Source organism: Spirosoma sordidisoli (assembly GCF_004138325.1).
Taxonomy (GTDB): domain Bacteria; phylum Bacteroidota; class Bacteroidia; order Cytophagales; family Spirosomataceae; genus Spirosoma; species Spirosoma sordidisoli.
On sequence record NZ_SBLB01000017.1, the window covers coordinates 1 to 13,186 of the forward strand.

Below are 13,186 nucleotides of genomic sequence, written 5' to 3' on the forward strand. Positions count from 1 at the left end.
ATCGGACCGGCGCCCCGGCCTTCGCGTCTCCTTCGCGTCAGCCATTCCTGTAGAGACGCGAGGGCCGGGGCGCCGGTCCGATCGCGTCTCTACGAAACTTTTTACATTCCTACTAGTTTGGTAGAGAAATGTAAACAACACAACGTTATGAAGCGAATCATGCTGGTAGCCGTCCTGCTGACGGCTATGATCGGCTGCGCCCCCCGGGTAACGGTAGATAGCAACAGCCGCGTAAATTTCAGTAAATATCGAACCTATGCCTGGATGGATTCAGACATCAAAGCAGGCGAAAACCCCCTTTATTACAACCAGCTGGCCACCGAGAGTGTCGAGAACACCCTGAGCCGGGTGCTGTCGGAGAAAGGCCTGAAACCGGTTCGTTCCCGTCCCGACCTGCTGGTTGGCTACCATTTTTTCGTAGAAGATAAAACCCGCACCGTGGCGGCTCCCACGTCGCCGTTCTACGGCCCCTATCTGGGTTGGGGCCGCTGGGGCTATGGCGGCTGGGGACCTGGCTGGTGGGGCTGGGGCGGTCAGCAGTATACCCAGGAGCAGTACCAGGCCGGTACGGTCGTGGTCGACATGGTCGACACCCGAACCCGACAGCTGGTGTGGCGCGGGTCGGTGCAGAACGCCATTGGCGACCCCGCCCGGATTGCGGCTCAGCTGACCAAAGAAGTCGAACGTATCGCCGAGAAATTCCCGGAGCGGAAAAGTTAACCTTCGCTAAAGACGTTACCAACCATATAGTAAGTAGTCTCAAAAGCCGTTGCCGCCGACAAAAGCGACAACGGCTTTTTTGTGTGCGGCTTTGCCGACCGCCCAACCCGTATCGACATGATGACCACTGTACTTGACCTTGCTCAACAACGCCTGACTAAACCGGTTGTCGATCAGCTTGGTACACATCTGGGCGAAAGTTCGCAGGCTATCAGCAAGGCCGTGCTTGGTGCGTTACCAACGGTATTGGGCCAACTGACACACAGCCTGGCGGAGCCGGGAGGCTACAGCCTGCTAACCGACATGATAAAGCAGGTCAACCTGGTGATGCCCCCCGCCGGAGACCATGAGGCAGAAGACAGTCTTTTGGGGATGCTGAGCGGCAGCAGCGGTCAGCTGAACAGGTTGCTGGCAACCGGCTCCTCCATTACAGCCAGTCTCTTCGGCCCAACCGCCGATTTACTCATCAACTCGCTGGCGGAGTATAGTTCCGTTCGATCATCATCTGCCGCGGCAACCCTCAGCCTGACCAGTTCGGTCTTACTAAGTGTACTGGGCAAACAAACCGCCGACGAAAAAGCCGGCGAGCCATCCGTACTGACCCGCCCCGACGGCGGTAGCCTGCAGGCCGCCGTGCCCGCTGATTTTCTGATTCACCTGCGTACCATTCCGGGCCTGACATTTCTGGATAGCCCGGCCACTACTGCCGCCGAATGGACAGGTAGTAGTGACCGGGCTACGTCCGTATCATCAAACCGTTTGGAAGATGTACCGACCTATTTTCAGGTGCACCCACAGGAAAATAAAGGGGGAGGCCAGTGGCTACCGTGGCTAATCCTGCTCCTGGGCTCCGCTCTATTCGTTTTCACGATCAGGGCCTGCCAGCGCGAAAACTCGACCGATTCCTCAACGACCGGGGCAGCCCATACCCGCTCGGTGCTACACTGCTGGATGAGCCCGGCCGACTACCACAACGTATCGGGGTAGGCACCTTCATCGTGCAGCTGCCTGAGAGCGGCCTGAACCGTCGGCTTGTCGTCGGGGTAGGTCACTCCAAACCATTCTGACTGGCTTCGGAACACTTTGCAGCGGCCCGTTTCGGTCTGGATTAGATTGGTCATCACGGTTGGAATATAAAACTCGGCTTTGGGCGAGTCGATGTTGGCGATGGCGTAACTCTCGAACTGTTTCTGTACCAGCGGAAATACGCTGGGCTTGAACCCCCAGAAGTTCATCGACACCGGCGTATCGGGCGAGAGGGACGTCAGGTCGTCGTTTTCCTCAAAAACAATCCGCCGACCGGTTCCGCCCTGCTCTTCCTGGTAAATTTTGGTCCGTTCGATAACCGATGCCAGGTGGCCATACGCATCTACCGTACAAACACCCCGCGAAACAGATCCATTTTCAGACAGCGTCTTCTGCACTTCGTAACCGACCATGGCGTGTAGATCATCTTCGGTGTCGGTGGCCAGAAAGTTGCCGATCAGCTGAAAGGCCTCAAGCCCGTAGAAGTCGTCGGCGTTGATTACGGCGAAGGGCGTAGTCGTATGCTCCTTGGCACATAACATGGCATGGCCCGTACCCCAGGGCTTGGTGCGCCGAACCTCCCCCAGCTCCTCGGGAACGTAAGCACCCAGCGACTGAATGGCGTAGTCTACCTCGATTTTTCCCGCTAATTTTTTCCCGAATATCTCGTCGAAGTCGTTTCGTAACTCCTCCCGAATAATGAAAACGACCTTGCCAAAGCCAGCCCGGATGGCGTCGAAAAGCGAATAGTCGATGATCGTTTCGCCATGTGGACCAAACTGGTCGAGTTGTTTGATTCCGCCGTAACGGCTGCCCATACCGGCTGCCAGAATTAAAAGGGTAGGTTGCATCAAAGTGGTCAATAGGGGCAACGCTGCGCGCTACCAGATGAATAGTATGCTTCTGGACTGAATGATTACACGGCCAAAGGTACAGAAAAGCCCCTTAGCCGCTTACGATGATTTGCCGCAACGGTATGCCGTCAGGAGACAAGCCAGCAAGAGCGCGTGGTTCATTCGGGCAATCCACTCGGGTATCTCCTGAGCTAAAACCGGCCAGAGCCGGGCGGTGTTTGTCTATTTCCCCTGCACATACCTCCAGATCATCTTTTTACAAAATTTAATCTGAACAATATGCAAGTTTTATAGTTGTTAGTATAAATTTGCGCATAACAATAGTTGTTATAACAACTACACTTCATCAACAAAAGCCCGACACTCCCGGCTGGTTGCTTATACTACATCAGCCGGGAGGGGTCGGCACCACCGATATGCCTTTCTATCACTCACTCGGTCAAATTCCGCCCAAACGGCACACGCAGTTTGAGAAGCCAGCTGGTCAGTCGGGCGGTCCGGGCGGCTTGTACTACGAGCAGCTCTTCGGTACGATCGGTTTCGATGGCATGTCGTCGCTCCTCTACCATGTTCATCGCCCAACGATGGTACGCAACGTGCTGGGCAGCGTAGACATGACGCCCAAACTGGCCGTCGAGAAAAACATCATGGCGCGGAAACTGATCGGGTTTGACGCCGAGCCAGCCGATCGCGATGATTACCTCGGCAGTCGGGTACCCCTCTTCGTCAACAAAGACCTGCTGGTTGGAGTAGCGGCCCCGCGCCAGTCGCTGACCGACTATTTCTACAAAAACGCCGATGCCGACGAGTTGCTGTTCGTTCATCGGGGCACCGGAACGCTCCGTACGCTGCTGGGCCAAATCCGGTTCGGCTACGGCGACTACCTGGTCATTCCGCGCGGCATGATCTACCAGATTACGTTCGATACGCCCGAAACAAGGCTGCTGTACGTAGAATCGCACTCACCCATCTATACCCCCAAACGCTACCGAAATCACTTCGGGCAGATGCTGGAACATGCTCCCTTCTGCGAACGGGATATTCGACGGCCTCAGAACCTCGAAACCCACGACGAGACGGGCGACTTTCTGATGAAGATCAAAAAGCAGGGCGCCCTCCACTCGCTGGTATATGCCACGCATCCGTTCGATGTAATCGGCTGGGATGGTTATAACTACCCCTACGCCTTCAACATCCAGGATTTTGAACCGATTACGGGTCGGGTCCACCAGCCCCCGCCGGTCCACCAGACCTTTCAGACCGACACGTTTGTCGTTTGTTCGTTCTGCCCGCGCCTGTACGATTATCATCCAAAGGCGATTCCGGCTCCCTATAACCACTCGAACATCGACTCCGACGAGGTCATCTATTACGTAGACGGCGATTTTATGTCGCGCAACGACATTGCTCCGGGTCATATAACGCTGCACCCCGGCGGTATCCCTCATGGTCCCGCACCGGGCGCGATGGAGCGAAGTATCGGCAAACGGGAAACGGTCGAGTATGCCGTGATGGTCGATACGTTTCGCCCCCTGATGCTGACCGAACAGGCGCTCCGCATCGACGATGGGAAATACTACCAATCCTGGCTGGACGCGTAAGCGACGCAAGGCTGATGCCTGGTAGAGCTGGCTGACCAAACAGTTGCTAAAGCACGAGAGACGCGAAGGCCGGGGCGCCGGTGCGATCGCGGCCCTACATCACATCAACAAACGATCATGGAAACACTAGACTATGTAGAGACGGCTGCGGCTGTTGACTTTCTGCCACTGAATGGTACGGATTACCTCGAACTGTATGTGGGCAATGCCCGGCAGTCGGCCCACTATTTCCAGACCGCGTTCGGGTTTCAGCCCGTGGCCCATGCCGGCCTGTCGACGGGACAACGCGACCGCGAATCGTATGTAGTACAGCAGGGTAAAATCCGGCTGGTGCTAACCTCACCGCTCCATGGCGATTCTGACATCGGGCGTCATATCGATCAACACGGCGACGGCGTTCGGGTCGTGGCGCTGTGGGTCGATAACGCGACGAAGGCCTTCGAGGAAACGACCCGACGCGGTGCCCGCCCGTTCCTGGAGCCCACCCGCGAGCAGGACGATAACGGGTATGTAGTCCGGTCCGGCATCCATACCTACGGCGATACGGTGCATCTGTTTGTGGAGCGTAACGACTACACAGGCGTATTTCTGCCCGGCTACGAAGCCTGGAACCCGACCTACCGCCTGGCCGACGCGGGCCTGAAGTACGTTGATCATATGGTAGGCAATGTGGGCTGGAACGAGATGAACCAGTGGATGCAGTTTTACCAGGATGTGATGGGCTTCCAGCAGCTCGTCAGCTTCGACGATAAAGACATCTCGACCGATTATACGGCGCTGATGAGCAAGGTCATGAGCAACGGCAACGGCCGGGTTAAGTTCCCGATCAACGAACCGGCCGAGGGCAAGAAGAAATCGCAGATCGAAGAGTACCTCGACTTCTACGGCGGACCCGGTGTTCAGCATATTGCCGTGGCTACCGATAACATCGTCGATACCGTACTGACCCTCCGCGACCGGGGCGTCGAGTTCCTGACCGTACCCGATACCTACTACGACAACCTGGCCGACCGCGTTGGTCAGATCGACGAGGAAATAACCACCCTGCGCTCGCTGGGCGTACTCGTCGATCGCGACGATGAGGGGTATCTTCTCCAGATTTTCACTAAGCCCGTTTGCCCGCGCCCCACGCTGTTTTTTGAAATTATTCAGCGCAAGGGAGCCCGTTCGTTCGGAAAAGGCAATTTTAAAGCCCTTTTTGAAGCCATCGAGCGGGAACAGGCGCTCCGGGGAACGTTATAATTTTAGCGGTCGAGTGGTTGGTGATCGAGTACCTGAACAACGGGGCGTTCTCACTCAATCACCAATCACTCCATCACTCACCAACATGATCCAGAACTATTCGACATACACCCCCGACGATCAGGCCGTCTGGGAGCTGCTGTTCCGGCGGCAGATGGAGCGCCTGCCGGGTCGGGCCAGCCAGGCGTACATGGACGGGATCGTGGCTACGGGTTTTCCCAATGCCCGCATCCCCGATTTTGAGCGCGACCTCAACCCACGCCTGCTCCCCATTACGGGCTGGCGGGTTGTGCCGGTGCCGGGCCTGATCGGCAACCGCGACTTTTTCGAGCTAATGGCCGACCGTCAGTTTCCGGCCACTACCTGGGTTCGCAGCCGCGACCAGCTCGATTACCTGCCCGAACCAGACATGTTTCACGACACCTTCGGGCATGTGCCGGTGCTGACCAACCAGTCGTTCTGCGACTTCCTGGCCGCCCTGAGCCGGATTGCCCTGCGGTTTGTAGACCATCCCGAAGCTATCGACATGATTTCGCGGCTGTACTGGTATACCGTTGAGTTTGGACTCATCCAGGAGCCCGACGGACTGCGCATTTACGGAGGAGGTATTCTTTCATCGCCGGGCGAGACGATCTACGCGCTGGAGAGCGATGTGCCCGAACGCAGTCCGTACGATGTGGCTACCTTGCTCCAGACACCCTATATCATCGATCATTTTCAGGCCCGTTATTTCGTCATCGACTCCTACGAGCAGCTGTTCCACTCGGTACCTGAGATTGAGGCAACCCTGGAGGGGTTATTGGTTAGTTAGCCCGTTAGTGGTTAGCTTCGCGTCAGTAGCCGTCACGGATGGTCATTTGTCGGTTCGCAGCCGACAAGCGCCAGCCTGTTCGTGAGGGCCAGTGATCACTGAATAACCCAGTCCATGACCCATCCTTCCGATACCCGGGCCTATTTTTTTAAAATTGACACAACGATCAAGAAGATCCGGAATGCGCTGCAAAAACAGTTTAACGAAGCCGGTTTCGACCTGACCGTTGACCAGTGGGTGGTTATTGATCATCTGTACCGAAACCCCGGCATCAGTCAGAACAACCTGGCCGAGATGACCACGAAAGATGCGCCAACGGTTACGCGCATCATCGACCTGCTCAGCCAGAAAGGCCTCACCGAACGCCGGATGGCCGACGATGACCGGCGCAAGTTCCTGGTTTTTCTGACCGAAGCCGGGGCGGCCAAACACCGGGAGGTACTCCCCGTTGTATCGGCCATGCGACGAAAAGGCTGGGGCGAACTCAGCGAAGAAGACTATCAGCACTTCGTTCGCATCATGGATTCTATCTATCAAAATGTAAGTGAATGACGAGCCAAACCGGGGACTGATTCCAGCTCCATTCGGCCTGTTCTCCTCCTATGTACGGCATTTTCAGTTACGGCATCAGCAGCCCGCGGGTGGGCTATAAATACGGCAACCACATACTTGATCTGGAAGTAGCTGGTCTGCTGGGTTTTTTCGATGACCTCGGTGTCGATCCCAACGTGTTCACCCGCTCGGCCCTGAACGACTTCATCGCGCTGGGAAAACCGGTCTGGCAGGCCGTGGGGCAGCGTATCAGGCAGCTGCTGGCCAGCAACGAAGCGGGCCTGAACGGCGTTCGGGATCAGGTACTCATTGATGAAACACGGGCCAGACTCTACCTGCCGGTTCGGGTCGGTGATTATACCGACTTTTACGCGGGCATCTACCATGCCGAACATGTGGGACAGATGTTTCGCCCTGACGCGGCTCCCCTCCTGCCCAACTACCGCCACCTGCCCGTAGCCTACCACGGCCGGGCGTCGAGCCTGGTGGTATCGGGTACGCCCATCCGCCGACCGGCCGGTCAGCTCCCGACGCCCGATGGCCACCCGACTTTCGGGCCGTCGCGGGCGCTGGATTTTGAGCTGGAGCTGGGGCTGATTATCGGCAAAAGCAATCCGCTGGGCGAACCCATCGCCGTCGATAAGGCCGAAGACTACATTTTCGGGATTACGCTCTTCAACGACTGGTCGGCCCGGGACATCCAGCGCTGGGAATACCAGCCGCTGGGCCCCTTTCTGGGGAAAAATTTCGGGTCGAGTATGTCGGCCTGGGTCGTGCCACTGATCGATCTGGAACCGTTTCGGGTAGCCGCGCAGCCTCAGGAGCCCACTCCGCTCCCGTATCTGCAGGGTACCCATCCACCATCGGCCTTCGATTTGGAACTGGAAGTCGTTCTGCACCCCTCCGGCGACGCCGACGGGATCATCATCAGCCGAACCAACGCCCGGTATCTGTACTGGTCATTTGCGCAGATGGTAGCCCATCATACCGTCAACGGCTGTAACCTCACCGTTGGCGATGTACTGGCGACCGGCACCGTGTCGGGTCCGGAACCGGGCAGTTATGGTTCACTGCTGGAGCTGAGCTGGAACGGCACCCGCCCGCTGCATTTGCCTGACAACAGCAGCCGCACGTTCCTGCTCGATGGCGACCGGATCAGCCTGCGCGGCTGGGGATTTTCGAACGGCCTTCGGGTCGACCTGGGCGATGTGCATGGCGACATACAACCCCCTCTATCGTATGACCACCATTAACCCCGCCGACCTTAAACCCCACGAGTTTTACCGGCTCCTGAACAGTGCCGTAGCTCCGCGTCCGATTGCGTTTGTCAGTACGGTCAGTGCCGATGGACACGTAAACCTGGCTCCGTACAGCTTCTTCAACGTATTCGGTTTCAACCCGCCCATACTGGTCTTTTCGCCCAGTCGTAACCGACACGGCCACAAAAAACATACGCTGCTCAACGTTGAGGAGGTGCCCGAGGTGGTTATCAACATGGTCAGTCATGCTATGGTTGAGCAGACGTCGCTGGCCAGTGCCGAGTTTGACCGACACGTCAGCGAGTTCACCAAGGCAGGTTTTACGGAAGCGCCCTCCGAACGGGTGCGGCCACCGCGCGTGGCCGAGTCGCCGGTATCGTTCGAGTGCGTTGTGCGGCAACTGCTGCCCGTCGGCCCGGACAATGACGCCGATGGACCGGGCGCTGGTACGCTGGTCATCTGTGAGGTTGTGCTGGCCCACGTACAGGACGGCTTTTTGAGCGCAGCAGGCGCCGTTGACCCGCACCGGATGGACCTCATTGGTCGGCTGGGGGGCGACTGGTACGTTCGGGCGCAGGGCGATGCTCTCTTTGAAGTAAGTCGTCCGCAGATGGGTATCGGTATCGATCAGTTGCCAGCCGCCGTACGAAACAGCGCTATTCTGACCGGTAACGATCTGGGCAAACTGGGCAGCGTTCTCAGCCTGCCCACGCCCGACGAGGTCAACGAGTACCGCCTGTCGGGAACGCTGACCGAGCTTTTCAACGAAGCCCGAACCGGTTGCCAGTACCTGCCCGACCTGCTTCACCTCCGCGCCAGACAACTTCTCGCCCAGAACAACGTCCGCGAAGCCTGGCTAACCCTGCTGTCGGCCTGACCCACCCGATCAGTGGCCGCAGGCCCTGATCGTGGTGGGGCGGGGTGATCGGTGCGACGCAGGTCCTGATCGTGGTGGAGGAGAGAGAAAGTGTGAGTTGGTCTCTCTAACCACGGGCAGGGCCTGCGGCCAATGGCCGGGTTAGAGAGACCAACTCACACTTTCTCGTCCAGGAAATCAGAAAACGCTTCGCGGGTCATACCGGTGTGGAAGTCGATGTATGATTGGTGCCCACCGAACCAGTCGAGTACAAACTGGCGCTTCAGCAGAGTTGGTTTTGTTGATAGATGCGACTGGTAAGACGAATGTGGGTACGTGGTAAAATCTGAGACAAAACCGTGCTTCAGCGGGTTGCTGTGGATGTAAAAAACGAGCTGACTGAAGTACGTATCCCGATCGACCCACTCCCGATGAAAAGGCCCTTCAAATAAGCCGCCTGTCCGGCCCGTCAACGCGTTGACCGTTTGAGCGTGACTGTTGAACGCATGCCCCAGCAACCGGGATGGCTCCGATAGCTTCGTCCAGCCGCGCTCCGTGCGCCATCGTTGGCTATCTACTTCGTGCGGTTCTTTGATGCGGACCAGTATATGAAAGTGATTGTTTAGCAGGCAGTAGGCGTATGTATCGAAGACTGGCTCCGTGAAATAGGCATAATCGTTCAGGAAAGACCGGTACAACTGAGGCCTCGGGAAGAGTGACGTGCCGTTGATACCCCGGTTGTAAATATGGTAGAACCTGCCTGGCTCCAACGGAATAAGTTTCTCCATGTATCGCAGTGAAGGAAAAGACCTGTCAGTGCATACGAGCCCTGCCAGTGGCCGCAGGTCCTGACAGTGGCTCGTATGCACTGACAGTGGCTCGTATGGCCCCGCCAAAAAAATGACTCCAAACTGAGTGGACTACCCTGACAGGGCCTGCAGCCACTGTCAGGGGTAGTCCACTCAAGACATCTTACCGTACTCAGACGGTGCGCTGACTGCTGAAGTTACCGAGCGTATGACTTTAGCCGGCTTATGACCCGAGCGCTGGGCCAGTAGATGGAAGGTTGGCGGGTGGCACAGTGTCTTAAAACCAAACAAGCGTTGATCTATCGGGTTCTGTTAGGTAGAGAATCTATGAACGCTATGAAACCAACGCTTATATCTGCCGCACTCCTGGCAGTTCTTTTGATAAACGTAGGCTGCGCATCCGACGACAGCACCAGCAAAGCCAATAAAGTCAACGAAGAACGCATCGATAAACAGGCGATTGCCATCAGCGAAGACGATAAAGACAAGGCGAAAGACGTCTCAAAAAGCCTCGTCGATCTGGCCAGTATGAGCATGACCGAATACGAGCTGAGCAAGGTAGCTTTTCAGCGAGCCACCAATCCGCAGGTCAAAGCGCTGGCCCAGCAGGCCATGAACGAACATCAGCAGTCGGAGCGGGACCTGCGGGCGCTGGCCCGTCAGCTGAACGTCACCCTGCCAACGGCTATGGCCCGGGAAGGCAAGAACCGGATCGATGACTTACAGGATGCCCAGGCAGGTACCGCGTTCGACATCGACTACCTCTCCGAAATGGCCAAAGTCAACGATAAGGCCCTCGACGTGGCCGACGATCTTGAAGATAACGCCCCCAACGACGCGGTAAAGGAGCTGGCCAAAAAGGTCCAGACCAACGACGGGAAGCATAAGGACCAGGCCAAACAGCTCAAAAATGTACTGGAATAACCACGCCCTGCGAAGACTGGCCTGTCTGCTGCTCACGGCGACGGCCCTGTGGCTGGGGGGCTGCTCGGCCCGGAAAGATAGTACGAAAGTGGCCGAAGCCACCAACGACAGCCTGATCGAACAGGTGAGGCCCGATCAGGAATCGCGTTTGCCCGCCGACTCCAAAGCCAATGCCAAAGACGTAGCTGAATTTATGGGAACCGTCGCAAACGCCAGCCAGACGGCCCGAACGCTCAGCGAACTGGCGCTGAAACGGACTACCGATCCAACCATAAAAGCCCTGGCCCAGCGGTCTGTCGATCAGGAACGTCGACACAAGGCCAGCCTCGACAGCGTGGCCCGGACCTACGCCATTGTGCTGCCCCAAACGTTATCGACGGATAGTGAATCGATGGTCAATGCGCTGCGGGACGAGAAAGCCGGTGCCGATTTCGACAAGCGCTACCTGCGCTACCTGGCCGATCTGTACGATCAGCTGGTTAGCAAAACCAAGAACCTCAACCAGAACTCCAGCAGCCCGACGGTTAAGAACCTGGCCCTCAGCATCTCCGCCCACGCCGACGACCTCATGACCGAAGCCGAAAAAACGAAGAAGCAAGAATGATAAGCGATGAGTGATGAATGATGAGCGATGAGTGGCGTAGCCCCCCATGTCCGTGAGGACAGTGACACGGGCAACTCCCCCACTCATCACTCATCATTAAAATCAGTAGCCTCGGGCGGTGTTGTCGGCGCGGGGGTCGGATGCGCCTTCGTAGCTGCCGTCGGGCCGAATCAGGACGCAGTCCATGCGTCCAAGGGTGTTGGTCATTCGTTCGAGCACGTAGCCCCGGTTTTGTAGCGACTGAACGGTGGCGTCTGGAAAAGCGCCATTCTCGAAGGTCGTTTTGTCGGGGAGCCACTGGTGGTGAAATTTCAGGGCGTTAACGGCCTGCTGCATCGTCATACCGTGCTCGATCACGTTCAGGATGGTCTGATATACCGATGTGATGATGGTAGACCCGCCGGGCGTACCGACAACCATAAACAGTTTACCGTCTTTTTCCAGAATAGTGGGGGTCATGCTCGACAGCATCCGCTTGTTGGGCGCAATGGCGTTAGCCTGATTGCCGATCAGCCCGAACATATTGGGAACGCCCGGCTTTACGCTGAAATCGTCCATCTCGTTGTTCAGGAAGAAGCCGGCCCCTCCCACGACCACACGGCTGCCATACCCCCCGTTCAGGGTCGTCGTGATACTGACCGCACTACCGTCTTTGTCAACGACCGAGAAGTGGGTGGTTTCGAGGCTCTCGTAGCCCGGAATCGTGCCGCCCCGTACGGCTTTGCTGTCGGTTGCTTTGGCAAACGAGAAGTCGGTCCAGCGGCTGCGCAGGTAGTCAGGGCTCATCAGCTGCTGAGTCGGCACTTTTATGAAATCAGGATCACCCAGAAATTTGGCCCGGTCGGCATACACGCGCCGTTCGGCTTCGATCATCACCTGCACCGTGCTGTCGCGGTTCCAGCCCCACCGACGCAGCGGAAACGGCTCCGTAAACCGCATCAGCTGCACCAGCGCTACCCCACCACTCGACGTAGGTGGCATGGTGATTACCGTATACTGTTTATAGGCCGCCCTGATGGGCTCGCGCCAGACCGAGTGGTAGTTGCGCAGGTCGGCTTCGGTAATCAGGCCACCCCCGCGCTGCATCTCTTCGGCAACCAGCCGGGCCGTTTCGCCTTCGTAGAAACCCGCCCGCCCCTGCGCCTGTATGCGTTGCAGGGTTTGGGCCAGATCGGCCTGCACCAGCCGGTCCCCTTTGTGCCAGGTGAGGGTATCGGTCGGAACGGTGCTTTTCAGGAAATAGGTCTTACCGGGATTGATCCGGTTCAGGTCGTTTTTGATCCGGTTGAGTCCCAGCGCATCGCGTTCGGTGAGCGCGAAACCCCGGGCCGCCAGATCGATAGCCGGCTGGAGCACCTGCGTCCACGACAGTTTGCCGAAGCGTTTGTGGGCTTCGACCATACCATCTACCGAACCCGGTACCCCGCTGGCCAGATGACCACTGATGCTCAACCCCGCCCGTACGTTACCGAGCGAGTCGAGGTACATGTTCTGCGTGGCCTGGCCCGGCGCTTTTTCGCGGTAGTCGAGCGTGTAGGCCTTGCCGTCGCGGTCGCGGTAAACCATGAAGCCGCCCCCGCCAATGTTGCCCGCACCCGGATATACCACCGCCAGCGCAAACTGCACCGCCACGGCTGCGTCGACGGCGTTGCCCCCCGCCTGCAAAATAGCCAGCCCGACCGCCGACGCTTCGGGATGCGCCGACGCCACCATGCCGTTACGCCCAATTACTCCCTGCCGATCCGAATAGAACGGCTTGACGGTCGGGTCTTCGTCGCGGTACTGGTAAACGCCCTGGCTTTCCTGAATACGGGTTGTCGATGCAGTCGTACCGGGCGACTGGGTTTTACAGGCCGCCAGCGATACAGCCAGCAGTAGAGCATGGGGTAGGATACGTTTTATCATGGAGCCAACAGGTTGTATGAGCA

General features: G+C 57.5%; 13 protein-coding genes. 10 read left to right on the forward strand and 3 right to left on the reverse strand.

Going from position 1 to position 13,186, the window contains the following annotated elements; translation table 11 throughout:
* Positions 1-147 precede the first annotated feature (147 nt).
* Positions 148-720, forward strand: a complete 573-nt coding sequence (locus EQG79_RS30330; RefSeq protein ID WP_077921541.1) for a DUF4136 domain-containing protein — start codon at positions 148-150, stop codon at positions 718-720.
* A 117-nt stretch (positions 721-837) separates the two neighbouring features.
* Positions 838-1,707, forward strand: a complete 870-nt coding sequence (locus tag EQG79_RS30335; RefSeq protein WP_129606947.1) for a DUF937 domain-containing protein — start codon at positions 838-840, stop codon at positions 1,705-1,707.
* On the opposite strand, the gene EQG79_RS30340 is transcribed toward EQG79_RS30335, so the two are convergent.
* On the reverse strand, positions 1,686-2,597 hold the full coding sequence (locus EQG79_RS30340; protein WP_129606949.1) for a nucleotidyltransferase family protein: 912 nt from the start codon (positions 2,595-2,597) through the stop codon (positions 1,686-1,688). The genes EQG79_RS30335 and EQG79_RS30340 overlap by 22 nt on opposite strands.
* 419 nt (positions 2,598-3,016) lie before the next feature.
* On the opposite strand from EQG79_RS30340, the gene EQG79_RS30345 reads away from it, so the two are divergent.
* The 6 genes from EQG79_RS30345 to EQG79_RS30370 all read left to right on the forward strand — a co-directional run bounded on the left by EQG79_RS30345 (position 3,017) and on the right by EQG79_RS30370 (position 8,942).
* Positions 3,017-4,201, forward strand: a complete 1,185-nt coding sequence (locus EQG79_RS30345) for a homogentisate 1,2-dioxygenase (RefSeq protein WP_129606950.1) — start codon at positions 3,017-3,019, stop codon at positions 4,199-4,201.
* A gap of 117 nt (positions 4,202-4,318) precedes the next feature.
* Positions 4,319-5,443, forward strand: coding sequence for a 4-hydroxyphenylpyruvate dioxygenase (gene hppD, locus EQG79_RS30350; RefSeq protein WP_129606952.1), 1,125 nt, complete (start codon positions 4,319-4,321; stop codon positions 5,441-5,443).
* A 13-nt stretch (positions 5,444-5,456) separates the two neighbouring features.
* On the forward strand, positions 5,457-6,254 hold the full coding sequence (locus EQG79_RS30355) for a phenylalanine 4-monooxygenase (protein WP_394343332.1): 798 nt from the start codon (positions 5,457-5,459) through the stop codon (positions 6,252-6,254).
* Positions 6,255-6,368: 114 nt separating this feature from the next.
* Entirely contained in the window at positions 6,369-6,806 is a 438-nt protein-coding gene (locus tag EQG79_RS30360) for a MarR family winged helix-turn-helix transcriptional regulator (RefSeq protein WP_077921552.1), read from the forward strand.
* A gap of 50 nt (positions 6,807-6,856) precedes the next feature.
* Positions 6,857-8,059: a fumarylacetoacetase gene (fahA, locus tag EQG79_RS30365; RefSeq protein WP_129606956.1), complete on the forward strand. Its 1,203-nt coding sequence runs from the start codon at positions 6,857-6,859 to the stop codon at positions 8,057-8,059.
* Positions 8,046-8,942, forward strand: coding sequence for a flavin reductase family protein (locus EQG79_RS30370; RefSeq protein WP_129606958.1), 897 nt, complete (start codon positions 8,046-8,048; stop codon positions 8,940-8,942). Before fahA ends, EQG79_RS30370 begins: the two co-directional genes overlap by 14 nt.
* Positions 8,943-9,097: 155 nt before the next feature.
* On the opposite strand, the gene EQG79_RS30375 is transcribed toward EQG79_RS30370, so the two are convergent.
* Positions 9,098-9,709, reverse strand: a complete 612-nt coding sequence (locus EQG79_RS30375) for a hypothetical protein (RefSeq protein ID WP_129606960.1) — start codon at positions 9,707-9,709, stop codon at positions 9,098-9,100.
* Positions 9,710-10,066: 357 nt separating this feature from the next.
* On the opposite strand from EQG79_RS30375, the gene EQG79_RS30380 reads away from it, so the two are divergent.
* Complete coding sequence (locus EQG79_RS30380) at positions 10,067-10,654, forward strand: DUF4142 domain-containing protein (protein ID WP_161492759.1); 588 nt, start codon at positions 10,067-10,069, stop codon at positions 10,652-10,654.
* Positions 10,641-11,258 (forward strand): DUF4142 domain-containing protein, encoded by a 618-nt coding sequence (locus tag EQG79_RS30385; protein ID WP_129606964.1) that lies wholly within the window; start codon positions 10,641-10,643, stop codon positions 11,256-11,258. The genes EQG79_RS30380 and EQG79_RS30385 overlap by 14 nt, the downstream gene beginning before the upstream one ends.
* A gap of 102 nt (positions 11,259-11,360) precedes the next feature.
* Here EQG79_RS30385 and ggt read toward each other — a convergent pair whose 3' ends face one another.
* The gene (gene ggt / locus EQG79_RS30390; protein WP_129606966.1) at positions 11,361-13,163 is read right to left on the reverse strand and encodes a gamma-glutamyltransferase; all 1,803 of its coding nucleotides are present in this window, start codon (positions 13,161-13,163) and stop codon (positions 11,361-11,363) included.
* Positions 13,164-13,186 lie beyond the last annotated feature (23 nt).